The sequence below is a fragment of the Wolbachia endosymbiont of Drosophila mauritiana genome, assembly GCF_004795975.1.
Lineage (GTDB): Bacteria > Pseudomonadota > Alphaproteobacteria > Rickettsiales > Anaplasmataceae > Wolbachia.
On the sequence record NZ_CP034335.1, the window covers coordinates 857,715 to 879,154 of the forward strand.

Consider the following 21,440-nt stretch of genomic DNA (forward strand, 5'->3'; position numbering starts at 1 on the left):
AAACGACACAGCCATTTCCAGAACCCAAAACCAGCTATTGTAAGAAGATTTTATTTTGAGATCGTATGGTCTACCACTTGTTCTACGCGAATTTATATCAATTTATTACTTTATTTCTCTGTTTTTTTGAAATTCCCCTCATAAAATTAAATAGCTTACTGTAAAATTATAGTCTTAAGTCCTTGTTTGCAGGTTGTACAGAGACGCTGTTAAATGAAGATATAGGTGACCTATGAGTTAAGTTAACCGTGCTTTTATCTTCAAATTGCAATGCTTCACTTATATTTTCTAATTTTCTTTTTTTAGTAGTGTATTCATCAAATGCTTTTAGGTGTCTTTCATGTGATTGCATTTTTAAGTATGGAGCTGAGCACACAGTAGATTGAGGTTGATAGCAACAAATACTACTTGGGTAATAATTGGTAGTATAATGGTACAAATCATCGTTGAGTTCAAGTTTCACATTAGCTCCTTGTTCTAAAGAAAAAAGGCACCTAGCGCTGTCGTAGCAACAAAACTTAACATCGTAGTTCCGAGAAATATTATTACTAATATCCTCTAGATTCGTATTAACGTTATTCATTACAAGGTAGCGAACAGTGCTTGAGTGACCATATATATCAGCAAAGTGCAAAGGAGTCATATGATCTTCATTCTGTAAATTTATATCAGCTCCATGCTCTACAAGATAGCGAACAATTCCTAGGTAACCATACATAGCAGCAAAATGCAAAGGAGTCATACCATTCTTATCCTGTAGATTTATACCAGCTCCATAAACTACAAGGTAGTGAACAATTCCTAGGTAACCATATATAGCAGCAAAATGCAAAGGAGTCATATTATCTTTGTTCAGTACCTCTATTACAGCTTTTTTCTCTATAAGGGATTTAAGCATGCTTAATCTACCATTTTTAGCAGCAAAATGCAAAGGAGTTATACCATTCTCATCCTGTAAATCTACTGTAGCCCCGTACGCTAGAAGGTACTCAAAAATCTCTAAGGAATTATGTTCAACAGCATAGTGCAAATAACCTTTACCTTCTCCGTCCTTTGAATTTATACAAATCTCTTCTTCCTCTATAAAGTATCTAACGACCTCTAAGCAATTATTTTCAATAGCATAGTATAAAACAGTACTATCAAACTGAAAATGTTCGTTATCAATAAAATACCTAACTATTTCTAGTCGATTATGGAGAGCAGCACAGTCTAAAAGGGTAAGGCTCGGGTCATCACTTACCTTAAAATTAGCCCCTTTTCCTATAAAGTATTTAACTAACGCTAAGTGACCATATATAACAGCATATTCTAAAGGAGTAGATCCATCTTTATCACCGATATTAACAATTTTACTTAATTTACTTAGATCTACATTCTCGAATATAAGCTTAATAACTTCTTCACTATCATCTATGGCCAGAAAATGTAAGATATTCATTCCATAATAATCAGATTCAATAAATTCATTAACTAACTTTTTATATTCACTTGCATAATTCCAAATGGATATGATATGGCTTACATTTTTACAGTTATTATCCATCAATGATGTCATTATTTTTCTTAAAAATTCTTCTTCTCTTTTTTCTTTTCTTTGCTCTAACCTTATCATTTTTTGTACTTCTTGATGAATTTTTGCTATCCCTTTCTCTAATCCAATCAATGAGAACTGATTAAGTAGATCAAGTGCATTCAAAACCCTTTGTTGATTTTCTTTTGATTCCCCCTTGAAAAAAATTTCTTTTGTATTAATTTGATTAGGGTCCAGGTAAGCCATGAATACTAAAATAACATATGCTTGCTGTCCAACATTTTTTTCTTCTTTTATTTTATCAATGTTAACCTTCAAAGCTTTAAAAGATTTTTTATTAACAACTTGTGTCTCCAAAAAATCAGTTTTTGATTGCTGAGCTACTCTATATTCCTCCAGATATTCTCTAATACTAAGCCCTTTTGATTTAATGCATGATATTGCTACTTTCAAATCTAATGGAAAATAATTAAGTTCTTCTATTAACTCTGATATAAATTTATCTTGTGATTCATCTTCCCCTAAGGTTTTTCGAATAAATTCCTCGGCTTCTCCTTTTTTAAAATTACCCAACTTTATTTCTTCTATATCTTCTATTTCTTTTTTCCCATCCTTGTTAGAAGAAGTAATTAAAACGTAAGGTTTTTCTCTATTAGAAAAAACAGGAAAGCTTGATGGCAAAAAATTTTCAATCTCCTTATAACTAATAGCATCATCGAAAACAAACAAACTTTTTGTGTCTTGAAGATACTCATATACATCCTCGACAATAGATTTAATGTTTCTCTCCTATGATTATTGATAAATTCAAAAAATGTTGTAACTCCATCTGCAAGACCTATTTCTACTGCTTTCTCGCCAAAATATATACCTGCTTCTGTTGATCGAATCTTTTCAATTGAAAGACCTCTGTTTCTTGCTATTAGCTGCAAAAACATTTCATATAGTCTTCCTACTTCTTTTTGTAAGCTTTCTAAACTTTCAGACGTCATTGGCTCATGCGGATTTAAATCATTCTTCCGACTACCAGCAAATATTGTAGTATATTTTATTCCCTGTTTTTTGTCAAATCCACTTTGATCTATATGACTTGCTATTACTCCTATACTCCCAATTCCTGAAGTGCGGGTGAGAAAAATCTTTTCAGCGCTAGAGGCTATAGCGTACGCAGCAGAATATGCATCATCATTTGCTATTGCAATAATTCTCTTTTTTGCTCTTGATTCATAAATAAAATCAGCTAGGTCAAAGACACCGTTTACTTCCCCTCCTGGACTGTCTATGTCAAGTAGAATCGTCTCTATGCTTTTATCTTCTAAAGCACTCTCTATCTCTTCATGAATATTTTCATACGAAGTCATGTCTAAAATATGATCAAAAGCTTCTGTTTTTTTTGTCAAAACTCCATAAATACGTATTATTGCTATTCCTTTTGGATTTATATGAAAATGCTTTAAATTCTTAAAGATAGGTTGTTTGCTGTTATATAATGATAGTAGTTCAAAACTTCTTCTCTCTACCATTATTGGTTTATTTATCCACATCACCTTCCTCCCCTTATTGTATTTTATGGCACATTAACGTCACAATCGAAACAAAGTCCAAAAGAATTAGCTCGCTTTTGATCTTCTGCTATTTCTTGGTCAATTTCTTCTACATCATAACCCATTTCTGATACTACTTCCGATCGACTCTTAAATCCATTCCTTACTGCCATTTGCTGTGCTTGCTGGTCTTTCAGTGGATCCACCCAATCAAATCCCTGTGGTATCCATTTTACTTCTTCTTTCGCTGCTTTTACTACTTTTTCATCTATACAGAGTTCTCCACAAAGTACTGCTAACTCTAGCCATCTATTCCAAATAGGTCTACAAAACTGGAACACTATCACGTTATGCTGTAACATTGCGCACCTTCTGCGAAACTCTATTAATCCAGCTCTGATTGATGAATAATTAACACCGGTTAAATCTCCTGTTAGTTGCTCGTATGTTATTCCTGTGCCTATTGCTATTGCCCTCAGTTGCTGTCTCATGAATGCTTCATAACTTCCTCCTACATCAGACGGTTCTGAAAATTTTATGTCTTCTCCTGGGTCTAAAAGCTGCATTGTTCCTGGCTCTAAACCTGATAATGCTACTCCTTGCTCATTACTTTCACCTTCTCCTAAAATATTTGCTTCTGGATCAAGTCTCGTAATAAACCCTGCAAACATCGCTGCTGTCTTTTTTCTCACTAATTCTGCATCATCGTATTGATCAAGTTCATAAAGCTTTAGCAGTATATTAGAAAGCCATGGCTCTCCTCTAATTTGCCCAGGTCTTAAAGGTCTATAAATATGTAAAACATCATTTGCCGGTACTCTCACTGATTCGCCAAATGAGCCTTCGCCTGGATGTTCTCTAAATAAGTAATATGCCTCTCTTTGCCCAAGTCTATTGAACTCAATCCCGTTTCTTATTACATTACCATTTCCTAAAGTTTGATTTGTTTTATTGTCCAAATGCTCTGATTCTAGTACTTGCAGTTGTAATGGTACAGAAAATCTATCCTCTAGCTTTCTCGTTCTTAAACGTACAAAACATTCTCCTCCCTCTATCATACTTCTGCATACCAGAGCTTGTAATCCGTAAAAATCACTTATTCCACAGCTATCTGCTTCATCTGTCCATTTTAGCCATAATTCTTGCACCTTCTTTCGAAATTCTCCATCTCTTGCTTTTGATTGTGGTTTTATTCCTGTTCCAATAGAATTACTCACTATCGTATCAATGATATTTGCTGCATATGGATTTTTTCTTACCATGTCACGTGATCGACTACGTAAAGTTTCAAGGTTTTGAGACAGCAAATTGTTTATACTTCCTAACTCTGGTTGAAAGTGTAAAAATCTTCTTCCTGAGCCTGCTGCATCCCAGGCTGAGCTTTTGATTTTTGGCTTGTTAAATAGTTGTTTAAATGACTTAAGTAGCATCACTTTTCCTTATCTGAAACTTTGGATAACTCAGCCTCTAGCTCTTCTATTGTTGGTAGCGCTGTTTTTATCTCCTCTGGTAGGTTTTCAGTAATTCGATATTCTGCAAGACCTATCGGTTTGGTCATATCCTTTAGAGTGTATTTTGCTAGTACATCATTTTTAGATTTACATAAAATTAATCCTATGGATGGTTGATCAGTCTCGTGCTTCAGTAAATCATCAACGGCTGAAAGATAAAAATTCATTTTTCCTGCATATTCAGGTTTAAATTTTTTATCTTTCAATTCAATCACCACAAAACAACGTAGCTTCAAGTGATAAAACAATAAATCTATGTAGAAATCGTCATCGCCAACATCTAAATGAAATTGTCTACCAACAAACGCAAATCCTTCCCCTAGCTCAAGCAAAAACTTCTCTACATGTCCTACAAGCCCTTTTTCTACTTCTCTTTCATGAGCATCCTTTCCTATACTTAAAAAATCAAAAATATATGGATCTTTTAATGTATAATGTGCTAAATCTGACTGGGGAGATGGTATGAATAAGTATTGCTTGGTTGTAAGCAAGAGAAGATAATAACTTCTCAGAGTGGACTAGGTGGCAGGTTGGATATTTTTCTGAAGCACTTTCTGCTCTTATATGAAGAATAGAAAGAAGACTTCGTAGGAGAGATTAACTGCCCCTGCCACCGAAAATCATCGTGAGGCTCACAAAATGTGATGTGATGACCTCGTATAGGAGTTTGGAACAACTGGCAATATTCTACTCTGATATATTGAAATATGCAATTGGAGGAAAAAATATGCGTCACATTGGAGTTGATTTACATACCAATAGTTTTACTGCTTGTTACTTACAGGAAGGGAAACCTGAGCATATTCAAACGTTTCGCTTAAAAGACTTGGATAATTTCACCAAAGATCTTCAAGAAACAGATGAAGTAGCCATAGAAGCAACAGGTAATAGCTGTTTCTTTTATGATGCAGTTTCACCTTACGTTAAATGCATAGTAATAATTGCTCCTGGGCAGTTTGAAGTTGTTCGTCGCTCTGTGAACAAAACAGATAAGCATGATGCACGAGCTATTGCTTTCTTTCTCAGCAAAGATATGTTGCCTGAGGCAAGGTGCAAAAACAAACAATGCCAGCAGTTAGCTTCTCTTCTTCAAACGAGAGATCAGTTAGTAAAGTCACGGGTATCTTTAATCAATAAAGTTCATGGTCTTTTTAATTACCATGGAATAAAAATTAAAAAAGAAGTACTTACAACTAAAGTAGGATTTGAACGTGCTACTCAAAAGCATAATTGGGATCCTTTAGAAAAAGTTGAAATTGAAGTGATTAGCTATCATTTAGAAGCTATCCGAGAAAGCCTTAAAAAGCTTGAAAAGGAAATTATAGCTTTCGCTAAACAACTTCCTGGGTTCAGCAATCTTATCAGCATAAAGGGAATAGGTCCAATTTCTGCAGCTGTTTTTATTGTAACAATTGGAGACATTAATGATTTCCGTAGACCTGAGAAACTTACTGCATATTTTGGAGTTGTACCAAGAGTTTCTCAATCTAATCAGCAATGTACAATTGGAAGAATTACCAAACGAGGGTCAAAAATAGCGCGTACTTCTTTAGTTCAATGTACTTGGATTGCTGTACGTTACAGTCCTTACTTGAAAAGCTTTTATGAACATATAAAAAAGAAGCGTGGTTCTGCTAAGGCTATAACTGCTACTGCTAGAAAATTTCTTATAACTATTCTCTACACTCTTAAAAATAACTGGGTTTTTAAAGATTTTACAAAATTTGAAATTTCTACTGGACAATAATCATAGGAGTGATATATGTTACAAAACCTATTAACTGATTTTAACACTGTAAAACCGCAAAGTAGATTGATACCAAAAGGTACAATAGTAAAGGTAAAAATGACAATCAAGCCTGGAGGTTATGAGCATTGGTTTACTAAAAGCCCCACTACCGGTAGCATTTATTTAAATACAGAATTTACCGTTATTGAAGGCCCATACGCAAAGCACAAAATTTATCAAATAATTGGTATTAAAAGTAGTAAAGCAGAAGATACTTGGGGAGAAATGGGTCGTTCTATGCTTCGCAGTATCTTGGAATCGGCACGTGACATTCATCCACATGATAACTCAGAAAATGCAATCCTTGCTCGTAAGTTAAATTCAGTTGCAGAATTAAATGGCTTAGAGTTTACAGTAAAGGTAGGTGTTATAACTGATGAATATGGAGAGAAGAACAAAATTGCCTCGGTAGTTACTCCAGAATACCGCAAAAATTATGAAATTGACAGAGTACCATTTTGAAGTACGACGAGGAAAAGCTTTGGTCTGCTGTCGTTACTAGAGGTATTCAGGACGCAGTAGGAAAAAACCCAAAGCTAAGAGAAGAAGCAATTAATTGGCTGAATTCAGAATCTTTCGAAACTGTTTGCGATCTAGCTAATCTCAACTTTAAACGTGTGAAAAGTATGTATGGGAGTTTTATGTCTCAAAAGCAAGAAAAGATAAAAGCATTATTAATTGATAATATCAAGGAGTGTGTTTCTTACCTACTTCCAAATGGTGAGTTTTACCGAGAAAAAACTTATATTGGAAACTTAAATCGAAATACAATTACAGTTAAAATAGTAGGTAAGGAAGCTGGTGATTGGCGTAATTTTACTGAAGGAACTGGTGGTGATATTATTGATCTTTGGATTTTAATTAAGGGTGATATATATTCTGCTAGAAAGTGGCTCAATAAAAAATCAAAGAGTGGAGAAAAAAAAGAGGGGAAAAGAGAAGAAAAAATATTTTCTGTAAAGCAGTACTTAAGTGATCAATCACCAATACCAGAAGATATAATAGCTCCACGAATTCTCACTCCAGGTGGTCTTTTAGTCATTGGTGGTACTCCAAAGGTTGGCAAAAGTTATTTTCTTCTCTCTTTGCTTGCACATCTTGCAGCAGGAGTGTCGTTTCTTAAGATGAAGTCAGCAAGGCCACTAAAAATAGTCTATCTGCAAAATGAGATGGAGTACAATTATATCAGGGAACGCATACAACAAATCATAACTAATCAAAGGCTACCAAATCTAGCAGAAGAAAACTTGATCATTACTACAAAGATGAGATTAACTTTAAATGATGAAGGTATAGAGAGAATAAAAGAGATCATAGGGGAAAAATTTAAAACGATAGATCTTATCGTCTTGGATTCGATTGACTATGAAAATATATTTTCTGGCCTGCAAAGTAGAATAGAAAAACTACGTTCTATAATTAATCCTATGGCTGGAATAATTATTACACGTCATACCAGAAAAGTATCAACAGCTACATTAGCAAAAAGTCCTTTTCAAGCTTTAATTGGTGCTAATGCTTTAAGAAGTTTTTACACGTCTGGTATGGTAATGTTTCAACCAAATAAACGTGCAAATATCTTGCAAGTAGTATATGAGCTAAGAAACGGCAAATCAATACCAGCAAAATTTATTAGCAGAGTAAATGGGCGTTGGCGGAACTCTAAAGTTATAGCTACGGCTTAATTTGTCTGCAAAAACGTGAAAACTCAGCTTCTGCAAAACATCAGATCTTGTCTTTTTCACCTACTACCAAGAGGAACATTTCGTGGCGATAAGTTTTATGTAGGTGATGTACAGGGTAACAAAGGCAAAAGCACTGTAATAGAGTTAACAGGTGAAAGAGCCGGATTATGGAAAGATTTTGCAACAGGAGAAGGTGGTGACATTATTGACCTTTGGGCAACAGTACACGGGAAGAATGCGAAAACAGAATTTCCTGAAGTAATGCTCTCAATAAGTGAATGGCTTGGAAAAACCAACTTCAAAGAACAGAGAAATTTAGAACAATACTTAACTTGTAGTTGGAACTACTACGATGAAAATAACCAACTAATCGTAATAGTCTACCGTTATGACCCTCCTTTAGAGAAAAAACAGTTTAAACCATTTGATGTTAAAAAACAAAGATTCAAAGAGCCAGAGATAAGGCCACTCTACAACATTCCGGGTATTTTAAGGTCCGATAAAGTTGTTCTTGTAGAAGGAGAAAAATGCGCAGAAGCACTTATAGAGAAAGGAATTACAGCTACAACTGCGATGTTTGGAGCAAATGCGCCTATTGATAGAACAGATTGGACTCCGCTTAGAGGTAAACATGTTATCATTTGGCCGGACAATGATGAAGCAGGTAATAAATATGCCAAAAACGCTGAAAAGAGACTTTTAGAACTTGGTGTTGCATCACTTGCTACGCTTAAGATTCCACCGAATAAACCAAGGAGTTGGGATGCTGCTGATTGTGTGTTAGAGGGAATAAATATTGAAGAATTTATCGAAAAAAACTCAAGAAAAATAATTATTAAACCACCGCTTGATATTTTTAGCTGGAGTGTAGAGCGTTTTGTAGGACCTGTACCAAAACAAAAATTTCTTGTTGAAGGATTATTTCCTTTGGGTGTCACATCTATTTTGGCTGCAATGGGTGATACAGGCAAAGGTATGCTTCTTCTTGACCTAGCCCTCAAGGTTGCAAGTAGCATAGACCAGGTGTGTGGATTTGGCCCACCTGTTACTGAACATGGGTCTGTGGTGGTATTTTCCGCAGAGGATGATACAAATGAAATACATCGTCGCTTAGAACGACTTGATCCAAAATGCGAGAGATTAAAATATAAAGATAGGCTATTTATTGTACCACTGCCAAATATAGGAGGATCATTTACCATACTTAAGAATGTTCGCGGTAAAGTTGTAGAAATATCTCCAGAATTTGAGTCTGTAATGAAGCAGCTGAGCAGAATAAAGGATTTAAAGCTCATTATATTTGATCCCCTTGCTTCTTTCATTCATGCAGATTTAAATGCTGATCCAGCAGTAGGGGATTATCTCATGTGTTTATTATCTGATTTAGCATGTAGCACTGGAGCTTCAATAATTACTGCACATCATATGAGAAAGCTGAAGGGAGAAAAGCCTATATCAACAGTAGAGCAAGCACGAGATGCTATTCGAGGCACTTCTGCTCTCGTAAATGGAGTCAGGTGTTCTTTTGCTTTTTGGCCTGTTGAGGATATAACTAAACCAATGATTTTTAGATCAATTGGAAAAATCCCAAGACAAAATGCTTTATTTTATGGAGCTGTTGTTAAGGCAAATGGCCTGGCTGATCGTACTGTACGTACTTATCTGAGAAATGAAGAAACAGGGCTATTAGAAGACATCACTGAACAATTAAAAGCTCAAAATATTAGCGATAAAGATCTTAAAATATATCTTATTGATTCAATTGCACGAGCTGCTATTTCAGGGCATCCATTTACTCATACAGGAAGTGCAGGAATACATAAACAACGACATAGACTGCCTGAAGTTTTTCATAGTATGGGAAGAGATAGACTAGAGCGTATAGTTCAAGAGCTTTTACAAGCAAAGCAAATAGTTAAAGGAATGGCTAATGGTTCAAAAGAAGATAAATGGCTTGATGTAAAAACAGGACCATTTGCACGTGGAGTTGGAAAATTTACTCATGGAGCTGAAAATTTTTAAAATCAGGAAATTCTATTTTTTTATAGTCAAAGTAAAAGGGTTAATACGATAACCATGTGATGATCTTTGCCAACCAAGGGTTTGTATTACATCATCACGTTCAATACTTAATCCTAATTTTTCAGCAAGTATAGCTTTAATCGTTCTTTGCATTTTATTTAATGGTTTTCTGATTTGTTGTTCTAAATCTGCTTCTAAATTAAGTCCCAAAAGCTTTTCTAACTGATTAATATTGAGAAGCGTATATTTTTCAGGTGGTAGCTCTTTCTCGCAGTCATGTAAAAATTGCTTAAATAATATTCGAAAGATATTAAGACATGATGGAGCTTTTTTATTTATGACTTCAATACTATTAACATATACCATACCTTTAACTACCTGTAACTCCAAAAGCTTTGTTGGCACAATTGGTTCAACACGTTTAAGCGAAATATATGAAGCTGGTAAAACTTGCAAAGAAGTATTTTCTACTACCTCTGGTACTCCTTTTTTAGCTGCCTCTTGGAATATCTCAGTTACAGTCTTATACTGGCAAAACAGTTCTACCATTCGCACTACATATAGGCTCAATAATAGATTCGGTATATCTTTTTTTAGAGTAATGAGAACTGTTGGATGGACTCTAAGTTTATCTATAGTTAGAAATATTGCATCAGTACAAAAATCAAGGATTATTAGATTTACAATACGACCTTGATTACAAACATAATAAACTCCTTTTTCCACTTTTTCCCACATAAGTCTTGAATCATTCAACTCGGTTTCAAACCAGTCTATGATTCTCTCTGTATTTAAGTATATGGATAAGAGATGAAATCTCTGTTTTTTATAAGTATTAGGCAAAATATGACGAGAGCAGTTTTCACAAATAGCGTCATCACATGCTTCATCAAAGTCTGAATCGATGAAAATCTCATTGCTACAACTTGGATCAACTACATTTGGCCAATCAAGATGATCCTCTTCACGAGAACAAACAATATAGTACCTTTCTTGCATTTTTATCCATCCAAGATCAAATAAGTATCTTGCTGCTTTAATGTGATTTTGACTTGGATTAACCCAAGAACTATTTGAACTTAAAAGATCAGCAATTTGCTCGTGAAAGAATTTTAAGACCATAAGATTGTTCCATATGTTTCTTCAGGTCCTCTCTTTCTTTTTTATTGAGTGGATGCTCTGAATAATAAACTTCCCCACTTATTTTGAAAGAAAATGTTACCTTTTTGTTTTGGAACATTACTTTAGCTGATTGAATAGATTGTAGTATATTGCCAATAGATGGCTTTAAAATATGTAACTCTGGTGCAATAGGATCATACGGCTTTACACTCAAAGTAAGATATGTATTACTATTTTTAAAATAATCTGACTTAAAATTTAACTCAAATATACAAATATTAGGGTCAGAACCCTCTATACATGCTTGAAGGAATTTATGCACTTGTAGTAGAAAGTTCTTATCCTGTATATTTACAAAAGTACATTCGCAGTTAAAATAACCACTTACAATACTATTTGCTATTTCGACAGCCTTGTTAGTATTTTTAGCACAGAGATTAACCTGTGTACCATCAAGAGAAAAATCTAAAATCATCCAATCAGGTTTATGCCCATGAACAACTTTGTTTGAATTAAGCAGTAAATCCATGTCACTTCCTCGACGTACAAACATATATATTCGATCTTGGTGATGGAAAAAACCCTGCAATTGGTTTTCAAACTTAAGTATCTGTTTTACGGCTTCTTGTGACATAAATGTCTTAAATGAAGTATTTATTTGTCTTGGTGGTTTCTGTAGAGCAAATGATACGAAGCCTTTCTTTTGTACTTTATCAAAGTGATAGACAGATTTGAGAAGTTCACAATTTATGTGAAATAGTAAAAATAACAAGGATCTTTTATCATACTTAGTATTATTTTTTATCAGGTACGATCTCATTAACTCTTGAGTGAGGGCAAATCTTGCTACTTCACTGACTGTAGCTTCAAGTTTCGTACGATCAAAGTAGCTAATGAGATAATAGTTAAAAAGAGAGTCAGAGTAACTGGCAAGTATCTTACGTTTTTGTTGAGTGGATCTATCATCGTAGTCTCCGTCTTGAAAAAGTTGTCCATTTAAATGATTTTTAAAGCAATGCTGAAAAATAATGCTCAGTTGTTTACCAGAAAGGGAGTCAAGCCAGGATTGGCGTATCTTTGAATCTTGAAAGCGATCTAGTAAAAGATTAACCGGAACTTCTAAATCACTCTCCCAGAATTCGTAACTTGGATGAACATTCATAACAGATTAAATAAGCTATATTATACATAATATGACAATTCAAGCAAAGATTTTTTGGACATAATTTCTTCAAATCTTGTATATTTAATTAAGGGGAATTTCTTGTTTGCGCGAACTAAACAGCTTTTTTAAATAAGGTGTTTAGTTTAAAATGGTAAACGTTTTCTTTTAGCTGGTGATAAGAATTCTTCCAACCTATCAGAAAATTCACAGGAAGAAAAACATGCAAAAAGGGGATTTAACTATTTATTGCCGTTATGAACCTCACAGATTGGCGAGTACATATTTGGCAAATGCTTATGAACAATTATTGAAATATAAAATAAAGGAGGTAGAAGAAAATGGTAACAGTAAGCTTGTATGCAAGAGTTTCATCAAGACAACAGGCACAAGAGAATACAATAGAGAGTCAGATTGTAGAGTTGGAGCGCCGCATTGGTAGTGATGGACATGAGTTATTAGATGAGCATAAGTTTGTCGATAATGGTTATAGTGGATCAAATTTAGAACGTCCTGGCTTAGAAAATTTACGTGATAGAGTAGCAGAAGGTAAGATTGATAAGATATATATTCATTCACCTGATCGGCTATCACGTAAATCTGCATATCAAGCGCTCTTACTCGAAGAATTTAGAAAAGCAGGATCAGAGGTTATTTTCCTAAATTACAAATTTGAGGATAACCCAGAATCTAATATGTTTTTAGGAATTCAAGGATTAGTAGCAGAGTATGAACGTGCAAAGATTATGGAACGTAATCGCAGGGGAAAACTTCACGCAGCTAAAACTGGCCGTATAAGTGTAATGAGTAATGCACCTTATGGTTATCGCTACATAGCAAAACACGTAGGTGAAGGAAGTGCTCAGTTTGAGATTAATCAAGAAGAGGCAAATGTAGTACGCAAAATATTTAATTGGATTGGTCAAGGAAGAATAAGCATCAATGAAGTTATACGTAGACTTAGCGAGATACCGGTAATAACACAAACAGGAAAGGAACGTTGGAAAAGAAGTACTATCTGGAAAATGTTAAGAAATCCTGCTTATATAGGACGAGCAGCTTATGGTAAAACTAAAGCATGCTCGAAGCCACAAGTGAGAAAATCAAAAAAAGGAACTTGTGGTAAACTTAAAAATGGTCATTTTAGCAATGATAAAGAGAACTGGATTTACGTTCCAGTGCCAAAAATAATCAATGATAATTTATTTGATTCAGTGCAAGTACAGCTAACTGAAAATAGACAAAGAGCAAGAGTACGGGAAAGAAAAGAAACGTTTTTGTTGCGGAGTTTAACAGTATGTCAGCGCTGCCAATATACTTATTGTGGTGCATATAGTAGAAATCAACGTTATTCTTACTACCGTTGTTCTGGTTCCAGGTTTAATGGCAACAGAGTATGTGACAATAAATCAATACGTACTGATGTACTCGATACAGTTATATGGGAAGAAGTCAAGAGTGTATTAAAAGAGCCAGATAGGATTGCAAATGAATATCAACGCAGATTGCTAGAGAACAAAAAACCTCTACATAATCAAACACGTGAAAAGCAGGAAAGTAAGTTAAGATTGAGTATCAAAAAATTTATTGATAGCTATGCCAAAGGTTTTATAAGCCAAGAAGAATTTGAGCCAAGAATTACAACAATGAAACAGCATTTGAAAGAAATTGAAGAAGAAAAAGAAAGAACACTCGATCAAAATAAGTTACAACAAGAATTGAGTCTAGTTACAGATAGCTTGAAAAACTTTTCCTCAAGTATTGAATCAAAACTTGATCTAGTAGATTGGCAGACTAAGCAAAATATTATTAGAATGTTAATTCATCAAATTGAAATCAACCATAACCACTTGTATATAGTATTTCGCATAAAAAGTCTTGCAAATTTTGATCAAAATAGCCATAATAGAATTATGCAATGTTGTACTAGTCGTACAGACACTGGGATCCATTGTTCCTTTCTGGATTCCAGCGTCATGCGCTGGAATGACACCCTATTAAAGCAACTATATTAATACAATATTTACATTAATATGTTTAAATTAGTATTAATTTAAATTAAGGAGTATATTATGAGATATGATTGGAACGACCCAGAACATGAGGGGGAAGAAACAGCAGATGATGTAGGTTCTAAAGGAGCATTGAATGATATAGGTTCTAAAGCAACAAAAATAGTATTCGATGCTATAGGTTATCAACTAGTAAAAGCAGCATATGATGATATAGGTTCTAAAGTAGCAAAAGTAGTACTTGGTGATGTAGGTCGTGAATTAACAGGTTGTACAGATAATTTCGATAAATGCACAGAAAACTTGGACCTTTTATAGCAGATAATGGAATATACGCAAACCAAGATTTAGTGTATTTTTAATCACAATAGGGTTTTATGGGCGAAATTTAAAAAGCCCATACAAACCTTAGCTAAATGAAGAGAAAATATACTATATAGAATTACTTTGTTAAATATTCTCTACTCCCAGGTTTCGTTATGGGTAATTGTTTTAACTCTCTTGGCAATTCTTCCTCGCTATAGTTTTCGATATTAAGTTCAATCAAAGATATTACAGGAAAGGGCAGTTTTGTTTCACTATTTCTCTTGATCAAAGAAGCTTCAGCAACAACTTTACCTCCCTTCTCTTCTGCACATTTTACTGCTTCAAGTGAAGATTTACCTGTGGTAATCACATCTTCAATTAGTAATATCTTCTCACCTTGTTTAATCTCAAATCCACGGCGTAATTCAAATTTACCATTAACACGTTCGCAAAATATTGTTCGGATTCCAAGCTGTCTGCCAATCTCATAACCCACGATTATTCCACCAATTGCAGGAGATAGTATTAAGTCTACAGGTTCAATAATCTCTTTTCTTATTTTATTCGCCAATAGCTCACAAACGTTCATTGCTCTGCTTGGATTTTCAAAAATTTTAGCGCATTGTATGTAAGTGTTGCTGTGCAGCCCTGACGAGAGTACAAAATGTCCGTGCAAAATCGCACCAGCCTCTTCAAATTCTTTTATTATTGTATTATCTAATATCATTCTTGAGTTTTAAATTCTTTATTAATTATCTGTGTTATACAGATATCAGACCACACATTTATTGCAGTTTCAAACATATCAATGATTGTATAAATAGGCAAAATCAATCCCATAATGTACAAAGGAACATTCATTGATACCAAATAACTAGTTGCCATAAAATAGCACCCCATCGGCACTCCAGCGTTACCAATTGCAGCTCCTGTAGCTAAAAAAATCCATATGAACATCTCACTTAAGGAAAATGTGTGCCCATTCATCTCTGCAACAAACATCACTGTGATTAAAATAAATGCAGCACACGCATTCATATTGACTGTTGTGCATATTGGTAGAATAAAAGATGACAATTTCTTTGGTACCTTTAGGTGATTTTGCACACATTCTATAGTTGTAGGCAGCGTTGCACTAGATGATTTAGAAAAAAACGCAAGTGTAAGTGCTGGCATAACACCTTTCATCGTTTGAATTGGTGATATACCTTTATACCACATGAGTAGTGGTAAAATTACAAATGCTTGCACGAAATTTGCAGACATTATGCAAGCAAAATACCAAAAAAGACTATGGAATTCACTGCCACCTTTTAACTCGTATAAAAAACATGTGATAAAAGACCACACAGCAAGAGGAATAAACTTTAACAACCCTTGAGCAATTTTAAGAAGTGTATCAAACAGTGCAGAAAATATTTGGTGTAATATATCTTGTTTTTCTTTTGAAAGTGAAATAATAGCTCCGCCCATTAAAAAAGCAATCAATATGCTGCCAATAACGTTATTTTCAAGAAAAACTTGCACAAAATTCGAAGGAATGAGTGATTTTAAGTATGAAAAGTAATTGTGGTTGCTGTCACTCACACTTTCTATCGTGTTACTTATGAAATTTTTTCTTACTGGATCTATGAGTAAGTAGAAAGATAGTGCAACAAACGCAGCTATAATGGTTGTAAGCAAAGTATAAAACAGCGTCTTTTTAAGTAATACTTTAATTTCAATTGAGTCTTTAAGTCCAGAAATTGTTGAAACTATTGATAGAAAAACTAAAGGTAAACTAATCAATTTCAATAAACTGATAAATATATCACTAAATAGCTTTGCGACTTCAAATATCACTTCATTGTTTAAATAGTAAGCAACTATTGCAAACAGTATAGAAAAGAGTACTGTGAACTTATGCATTAAAAACAAAACTTCAAATTGATACTATACAACAATTTTTGGAATTAGGTTAAGATAACTTGACAAATAAGAGAAAAATAGTGAATATTCTATTATTGATTAAGTTTTTAAAATATGCCAAATTTAATAGTTGATGTATTATTTATACCAGCTATGATAGGAAAGGCAATAGGAGTACCAATAGGAGCGCTTACAGGTGCTACAACAGGTCTTGTATGTTATGCATTAAGTGCACCTTTATCTCCTCTTATTATAGGCAGTATTGCTACTGTTGTTTCTGCAGCATTTATTTCTATACCCATTGTGTTGTTCATGTCCATATTTGCTGATCCAGATCCAGATACAGAATTATTCAAGTTATTCAGTATACTATTTATTCCTCAAGTAGTAATCGGAATTGGTTTAAGTGCAGCTATAAATGCTATTTCAGGTACAATGCCAAGTATAAACTCAGCAGCTAACCTTGGTGCACTAATAGGACTTGTTATGTCAGTCCTAGCAGTACTTGCAATGATATATCTACCACCTATAGTTGAAAAAGTAAAAGAATGCTTTTCTTCACAGGAAAAGAATAGCAACCATACTAAATCAAATGATAACAATAAGGACACTTTAGAAATAGATAACATAGATAACATTGAACAGCTAAGAGGTAGAGATAGAGCTGCCTAAAACCCTTATCTCCCACTCAAGCTCAACATTAAATTTATCTTTTACTGCATTTTGTACTCTGTTGCCAAGGTTTTCTAAGTCAAGTGCAGTTGCATTGTTGTAATTGAGCAGAAAATTACAATGTTTCTTAGAAATTTTAGCTCTGCCGTTATTTAATCCTCGGCAGCCAGACTCATCAATCAGTTTCCATGCCTGATAACCCCTTGGATTTTTGAATATACAGCCAGCAGTTTTTCCTCTTACTGGTTGGCTTTTGTTTTTTTTGTCAATAACTTCCTTTAATCTTTGCAATATAAGCTCATACTCTGAACTTACTCCTTTAAATTCAGCTTCAACAAAAATCCACTTGCCTTTTAGATCATGTCCACGATAAAAATATCCCATTTCTTCGCTGGAGAATTCATACAAATTTCCATCTTCTAGATTCACTGCCCTTATCGACTGTACAACACTTGCAATATCACTACCATATGCACCTGCATTCATTTCTATTCCACCACCAACTGTTCCTGGAATTCCTGCAAGAAACTCAAGTCCACTAATTTGCTGCTCCCCGGCAAAGTATGCAAGGTTACTAAGCAATGCAGCACCACCTGCAACAATGGAGTTATTATCTTTACATTTTATATATGCAAATTCCTTACCTAATTTCACCATTATTCCTCGAATGCCACTATCTCGAATTATTATGTTGGATGTTGCACCGATAACACTAATTGGCAACTCCGCATCTTTTATCAAGCATATTAGATCCTCAATGTCACATGGCTTAAAAAGTACATCAGCTTGGCCACCAACATTTAACCATGTCATTTTAGACATCGAAACATTATAACGATAGATTCCACGTACTTTAGGTAAGCTTATAAGCATTTCGATTTTAACTCTACTCCTGCATTCACACCCATTTCTTCTGCATCTTCTACAAATGAAGTGCGTTCAGTAAAGTATATACCTCTCTCGCCCGCTAACATACAACGAAGACGTAGCATGTTTTCACTCATATATTCTGCTAAAGCTGCAAGCGGTGTAAAGCATGAACCATTTACTGTCTTCATGAAACTGCGCTCTGATTTTGCCCTTATAAAAGACATATTATTATTAATTTTCTCTAAAAGATCGATAACTTTTATATCATTCTTTCGGCATTGAATGCAAATTGCCCCCTGCCCTACTGCGTTTAACATGACTTTTGGTGATAATACTTCTGTAATTAAATGGTGTTTTTTTAATCTTATCAGTCCTGCTTCGGCTAAAATCATTCCATCAAAATTCTGATTTTGCAGTCTAGTTGTCACATTTCCACGCAGTGGCACTACATTTAAGTCTGGCCTGAGATTTAACAGCTGAACTTTTCTTCTTATTGAAGAAGTTGCAATTGTAGCCTGCTGTGGCAAAGTTTTTAGGCTCTTATATTTATGAGAAATAAATACATCACATGGACTTAGCCTCTCTAAAACACAAGGAATTGTTAAGTCCTTCGAGAAAAACGCAGGTACATCTTTTAGCGAATGAACCGCCATGTCTATATTGTTCTCAAGTAGCTCATCCTCAATCTCCCTGAGGAACAGTCCTTTACCTCCTATTTCAGCAAGGGTTACATTAGCATATTTATCACCAGAAGTTTTGATTTTTATGATCTCAACGGATAGATTAGGAAAAGACTCTAATAATCTTTGTTTTGCTTCCAAAGCTTGGGTGATCGCAAGGTCGCTTCCTCTCGTACCTATTTTAACTAGCATATATCCTTCATATTATATGTCTATATTCTATGTCCATTTTTTATTATCTCCAGTTTAGTTATTGAATACTTTATAATTAGTACATAGTATCACGAACATTTAGTAATCGAGGAGTATGTATGTTTGATATTTTAAAAGATTCTAATGGCAGATTTAATAAAAAGAATATTTTACCTCTTGTAGGTGCCACTGTCGCTATTATTCTAACAGCATTAAATGCAGTAGTAGCAATTCCCAGATTTTTCTCTCACCCCTCTCTATCTAGTCCTCTCGTTTGGAAAGATTTAAGTTATAGTAAATTTCTTGCTAATCACATACCACTTAGCATAGTTATTTTCTTAACACTTGGTTTATGCACTTACCTTGCAATTGACAAAATTAGACAAAACAAACAGAGAATCTGAGAGCCAACTCTGAATCTAATACATGTGTTTATACTGCTTCAATAAATGATATTCTAGAAGAACAAAATCAATTATAGAGATATTGGTTCTAGGCTTGTTTTTTATCTTTCACGGACCTTTTCATTTAGGTGCTTGTGATTAGCAACCATTCAGTTTACACTATACCTAAGTATAGTTTAAATTTATGCTAAACAAGCTCACAGTTAAATCTCTTTCAGTATTGCTAATTTTTTTGCTATCTTTATATATAATACTGCCAAACTTCTTTGATAATAAGTTTCTCACCTCAAAAAAGAGGATAAATCTAGGGCTCGACCTGAAAGGTGGATCATCTATACTCCTGAACGTAGATTTAGATTTTTATTTTAAAGAGAAATTGAGCATGCTAGCCGATGAAATAAAAGAAGGTCTGTTAACACAAAGGATTGAATTCAACATAAAAAACGATAAACAAATAGTTGTAACTTTAAGTAATATGGATGATTACAAAAAAGTTTCGATGTTAATTCATAAAATAAACCCAAACTTAGAGCTGAATAGAAAAGATACTTCAATTTTTATTTCATATAAACCGCATTATAAGAATTCATTAATCAATGAAGTAGTTTCAGAGTCAATAATTAATGTTCAAAGACGCTTAGATAAGCTTGGTACTAAGGAAGTAAGTGTGCAAAAACAAGGACAAAATAAGATATTAGTCCAAGTTCCTGGAGTAGAAGACACTCAGCAGATAAAATCTCTGCTTGGCAAAACAGCCAAGCTGGCCTTCCATTTGGCAAACACCAATGTAGCTAAAATGCAAGATATCGATCATGACACTACAATTATGCTCAAGGATTCTTTGGGTAATTCCTACCCGATATTCCGCAAAACTGAAATAGGGGGTGACTCACTAGTTAATGCATCAGTCAGATTTGGCAATTTAGGTAAACCGACAGTACATTTTAAATTTGATAGCGTAGCAAGCAAAAGATTTGCAAAAATCACTAAAGAAAATGTAGGAAAGCCCTTTGCAATTGTTCTAGATAACACAGTCTTAACTGTACCAACAATACGTGAGCCCATTCTAAATGGAGAGGGAGAAATTAGCGGTAACTTCACTGAAAAACAGGCAAGTGAACTTGCAATACTTTTAAAATCCGGTGCACTACCAGCACCACTTAAAATAATTGAAGAAAAAAACATTGGTCCAAGCCTTGGAGAAGAATCAATAAAAGCAGGGGAAATTGCAGCAATAATATCTATCATAGCCGTTGGTCTATCGATAATTATTACTTACGGCAAATTAGGCTTGTTAGCATCTGTTGCACTCGTTTTTAATGTAATCTCTATACTACTCATTCTTACCTTACTTGAAGCAACTCTTACTCTCCCTGGAATTGCCGGCATTGCACTAACTGTTGGTATGTCAGTTGATGCAAATGTTTTGATATTTGAACGCATCCGCGAAGAAATAAGAGCAGGAAAAAGAACAGCTCGTGCCATTGAAGAAGGATTTAAAAACGCAATAAAAACAATTCTTGATTCAAACCTCACTACACTAATTGCTTCAGGAATAATGTTCATTATTGGTAGCGGAGCAATTAGAGGATTTTCTATCACTTTATCGATAGGAGTTTTATGCTCGATGTTTTCTGCAATTATAGTCACAAAACTTCTGATAGAATTGTGCATGAACCCAAAAAAGCTAGTACTTTAGTATCTGTTCAGCAGAGTGACAAAATAAGATAGACGAGAAAAGACAACTAAATGGTTGTCATGCAAGTAGCTATCCAGTCTTTGCGTCGTCAAAAACGTTGTAACATGCTCACCAATTTAGTGAGCATAAAAACAATATATTTGTGGAGGAAAAGGAAAAAAGAAACAGAAACCATCTTCAGGCTATCACAAAGGATATGGCCATAAGATTAAAGATATGGATAGATTTATCAAATTTCTGGATGGAAATCAAGATATTAGAATTGAAAAGATAATTGAAGAATTTGGTAATATGTGTAGAAACACAGTATATAACTACCTTAGCAAAG

Annotated in this window: 18 protein-coding genes and 1 pseudogene; 9 read left to right on the plus strand and 10 right to left on the minus strand. The window is 34.3% G+C overall.

Annotated features, from left to right (window positions below):
- Positions 1–166: 166 nt before the first annotated feature.
- The 4 genes and pseudogenes from EJB00_RS04165 to EJB00_RS04185 all read right to left on the minus strand — a co-directional run.
- On the minus strand, positions 167–2,263 hold the full coding sequence (locus EJB00_RS04165) for an ankyrin repeat domain-containing protein (RefSeq protein ID WP_225416326.1): 2,097 nt from the start codon (positions 2,261–2,263) through the stop codon (positions 167–169).
- Positions 2,164–3,078: a S49 family peptidase gene (locus EJB00_RS04175; RefSeq protein ID WP_225416246.1), complete on the minus strand. Its 915-nt coding sequence runs from the start codon at positions 3,076–3,078 to the stop codon at positions 2,164–2,166. The genes EJB00_RS04165 and EJB00_RS04175 overlap by 100 nt, the downstream gene beginning before the upstream one ends.
- Before the next feature lie 23 nt (positions 3,079–3,101).
- Complete coding sequence (locus EJB00_RS04180) at positions 3,102–4,508, minus strand: phage portal protein (protein WP_015588417.1); 1,407 nt, start codon at positions 4,506–4,508, stop codon at positions 3,102–3,104.
- Positions 4,508–5,053, minus strand: a pseudogene (locus EJB00_RS04185) (PDDEXK nuclease domain-containing protein); the annotation flags it as partial. The gene EJB00_RS04180 and the pseudogene EJB00_RS04185, both read right to left, overlap by 1 nt.
- 263 nt (positions 5,054–5,316) lie before the next feature.
- Between EJB00_RS04185 and EJB00_RS04190 the strand changes: the two are divergent.
- Genes EJB00_RS04190 through EJB00_RS04205 form a run of 4 tightly spaced genes read left to right on the plus strand, consistent with a single transcriptional unit; the run spans position 5,317 to position 10,085 of the window.
- Positions 5,317–6,336 (plus strand): IS110 family RNA-guided transposase, encoded by a 1,020-nt coding sequence (locus EJB00_RS04190; protein ID WP_135352749.1) that lies wholly within the window; start codon positions 5,317–5,319, stop codon positions 6,334–6,336.
- A gap of 15 nt (positions 6,337–6,351) precedes the next feature.
- A complete protein-coding gene (locus EJB00_RS04195) occupies positions 6,352–6,840 on the plus strand; it encodes a hypothetical protein (protein ID WP_015587751.1) in 489 nt (162 codons plus the stop codon).
- Positions 6,837–8,063 carry an AAA family ATPase gene (locus EJB00_RS04200; protein WP_135352744.1) on the plus strand — a complete coding sequence of 409 codons (1,227 nt, stop codon included), beginning with the start codon at positions 6,837–6,839 and terminating at the stop codon, positions 8,061–8,063. The genes EJB00_RS04195 and EJB00_RS04200 overlap by 4 nt, the downstream gene beginning before the upstream one ends.
- Before the next feature lie 15 nt (positions 8,064–8,078).
- Positions 8,079–10,085: an AAA family ATPase gene (locus EJB00_RS04205; protein ID WP_015587753.1), complete on the plus strand. Its 2,007-nt coding sequence runs from the start codon at positions 8,079–8,081 to the stop codon at positions 10,083–10,085.
- Positions 10,086–10,097: 12 nt separating this feature from the next.
- Here EJB00_RS04205 and EJB00_RS04210 read toward each other — a convergent pair whose 3' ends face one another.
- On the minus strand, positions 10,098–11,207 hold the full coding sequence (locus EJB00_RS04210) for a hypothetical protein (protein ID WP_135352745.1): 1,110 nt from the start codon (positions 11,205–11,207) through the stop codon (positions 10,098–10,100).
- Positions 11,173–12,369 carry a hypothetical protein gene (locus EJB00_RS04215; RefSeq protein ID WP_135352746.1) on the minus strand — a complete coding sequence of 399 codons (1,197 nt, stop codon included), beginning with the start codon at positions 12,367–12,369 and terminating at the stop codon, positions 11,173–11,175. The genes EJB00_RS04210 and EJB00_RS04215 overlap by 35 nt, the downstream gene beginning before the upstream one ends.
- A gap of 341 nt (positions 12,370–12,710) precedes the next feature.
- On the opposite strand from EJB00_RS04215, the gene EJB00_RS04225 reads away from it, so the two are divergent.
- Positions 12,711–14,384: a recombinase family protein gene (locus tag EJB00_RS04225; RefSeq protein WP_135352747.1), complete on the plus strand. Its 1,674-nt coding sequence runs from the start codon at positions 12,711–12,713 to the stop codon at positions 14,382–14,384.
- A gap of 57 nt (positions 14,385–14,441) precedes the next feature.
- A complete protein-coding gene (locus EJB00_RS04230) occupies positions 14,442–14,699 on the plus strand; it encodes a hypothetical protein (protein WP_041581309.1) in 258 nt (85 codons plus the stop codon).
- Between the two features lie 124 nt (positions 14,700–14,823).
- Here EJB00_RS04230 and pyrE read toward each other — a convergent pair whose 3' ends face one another.
- Both pyrE and EJB00_RS04240 read right to left on the minus strand, forming a co-directional pair.
- Positions 14,824–15,414 carry an orotate phosphoribosyltransferase gene (pyrE, locus tag EJB00_RS04235; RefSeq protein ID WP_015587756.1) on the minus strand — a complete coding sequence of 197 codons (591 nt, stop codon included), beginning with the start codon at positions 15,412–15,414 and terminating at the stop codon, positions 14,824–14,826.
- On the minus strand, positions 15,411–16,595 hold the full coding sequence (locus EJB00_RS04240; RefSeq protein WP_015587757.1) for a dicarboxylate/amino acid:cation symporter: 1,185 nt from the start codon (positions 16,593–16,595) through the stop codon (positions 15,411–15,413). Before EJB00_RS04240 ends, pyrE begins: the two co-directional genes overlap by 4 nt.
- Positions 16,596–16,709: 114 nt before the next feature.
- Here EJB00_RS04240 and EJB00_RS04245 point away from each other — a divergent pair, with 114 nt between their 5' ends.
- Positions 16,710–17,267, plus strand: a complete 558-nt coding sequence (locus tag EJB00_RS04245) for a hypothetical protein (protein ID WP_135352748.1) — start codon at positions 16,710–16,712, stop codon at positions 17,265–17,267.
- Here EJB00_RS04245 and murB read toward each other — a convergent pair.
- Entirely contained in the window at positions 17,241–18,140 is a 900-nt protein-coding gene (murB, locus tag EJB00_RS04250; protein WP_015587759.1) for a UDP-N-acetylmuramate dehydrogenase, read from the minus strand. The genes EJB00_RS04245 and murB overlap by 27 nt on opposite strands.
- The gene (hemC, locus tag EJB00_RS04255) at positions 18,131–19,009 is read right to left on the minus strand and encodes a hydroxymethylbilane synthase (RefSeq protein ID WP_015587760.1); all 879 of its coding nucleotides are present in this window, start codon (positions 19,007–19,009) and stop codon (positions 18,131–18,133) included. The genes murB and hemC overlap by 10 nt, the downstream gene beginning before the upstream one ends.
- Positions 19,010–19,128: 119 nt before the next feature.
- Here hemC and EJB00_RS04260 point away from each other — a divergent pair, with 119 nt between their 5' ends.
- Positions 19,129–19,413, plus strand: a complete 285-nt coding sequence (locus EJB00_RS04260) for a hypothetical protein (protein ID WP_225416248.1) — start codon at positions 19,129–19,131, stop codon at positions 19,411–19,413.
- A gap of 184 nt (positions 19,414–19,597) precedes the next feature.
- The gene (secD, locus tag EJB00_RS04265) at positions 19,598–21,112 is read left to right on the plus strand and encodes a protein translocase subunit SecD (protein WP_015587761.1); all 1,515 of its coding nucleotides are present in this window, start codon (positions 19,598–19,600) and stop codon (positions 21,110–21,112) included.
- Positions 21,113–21,440 lie beyond the last annotated feature (328 nt).

Coding starts and splice junctions, on each gene's coding strand:
- EJB00_RS04175 (WP_225416246.1), bottom strand. CDS start 3,078: ATGTGGATAAATAAACCAATAATGGTAGAGAGAAGAAGTTTTGAACTA.
- EJB00_RS04180 (WP_015588417.1), bottom strand. CDS start 4,508: ATGCTACTTAAGTCATTTAAACAACTATTTAACAAGCCAAAAATCAAA.
- EJB00_RS04190 (WP_135352749.1), top strand. CDS start 5,317: ATGCGTCACATTGGAGTTGATTTACATACCAATAGTTTTACTGCTTGT.
- EJB00_RS04195 (WP_015587751.1), top strand. CDS start 6,352: ATGTTACAAAACCTATTAACTGATTTTAACACTGTAAAACCGCAAAGT.
- EJB00_RS04210 (WP_135352745.1), bottom strand. CDS start 11,207: ATGGTCTTAAAATTCTTTCACGAGCAAATTGCTGATCTTTTAAGTTCA.
- EJB00_RS04215 (WP_135352746.1), bottom strand. CDS start 12,369: ATGAATGTTCATCCAAGTTACGAATTCTGGGAGAGTGATTTAGAAGTT.
- EJB00_RS04225 (WP_135352747.1), top strand. CDS start 12,711: ATGGTAACAGTAAGCTTGTATGCAAGAGTTTCATCAAGACAACAGGCA.
- EJB00_RS04230 (WP_041581309.1), top strand. CDS start 14,442: ATGAGATATGATTGGAACGACCCAGAACATGAGGGGGAAGAAACAGCA.
- pyrE (WP_015587756.1), bottom strand. CDS start 15,414: ATGATATTAGATAATACAATAATAAAAGAATTTGAAGAGGCTGGTGCG.
- EJB00_RS04240 (WP_015587757.1), bottom strand. CDS start 16,595: ATGCATAAGTTCACAGTACTCTTTTCTATACTGTTTGCAATAGTTGCT.
- EJB00_RS04245 (WP_135352748.1), top strand. CDS start 16,710: ATGCCAAATTTAATAGTTGATGTATTATTTATACCAGCTATGATAGGA.
- murB (WP_015587759.1), bottom strand. CDS start 18,140: ATGCTTATAAGCTTACCTAAAGTACGTGGAATCTATCGTTATAATGTT.
- hemC (WP_015587760.1), bottom strand. CDS start 19,009: ATGCTAGTTAAAATAGGTACGAGAGGAAGCGACCTTGCGATCACCCAA.
- EJB00_RS04260 (WP_225416248.1), top strand. CDS start 19,129: ATGTTTGATATTTTAAAAGATTCTAATGGCAGATTTAATAAAAAGAAT.
- secD (WP_015587761.1), top strand. CDS start 19,598: ATGCTAAACAAGCTCACAGTTAAATCTCTTTCAGTATTGCTAATTTTT.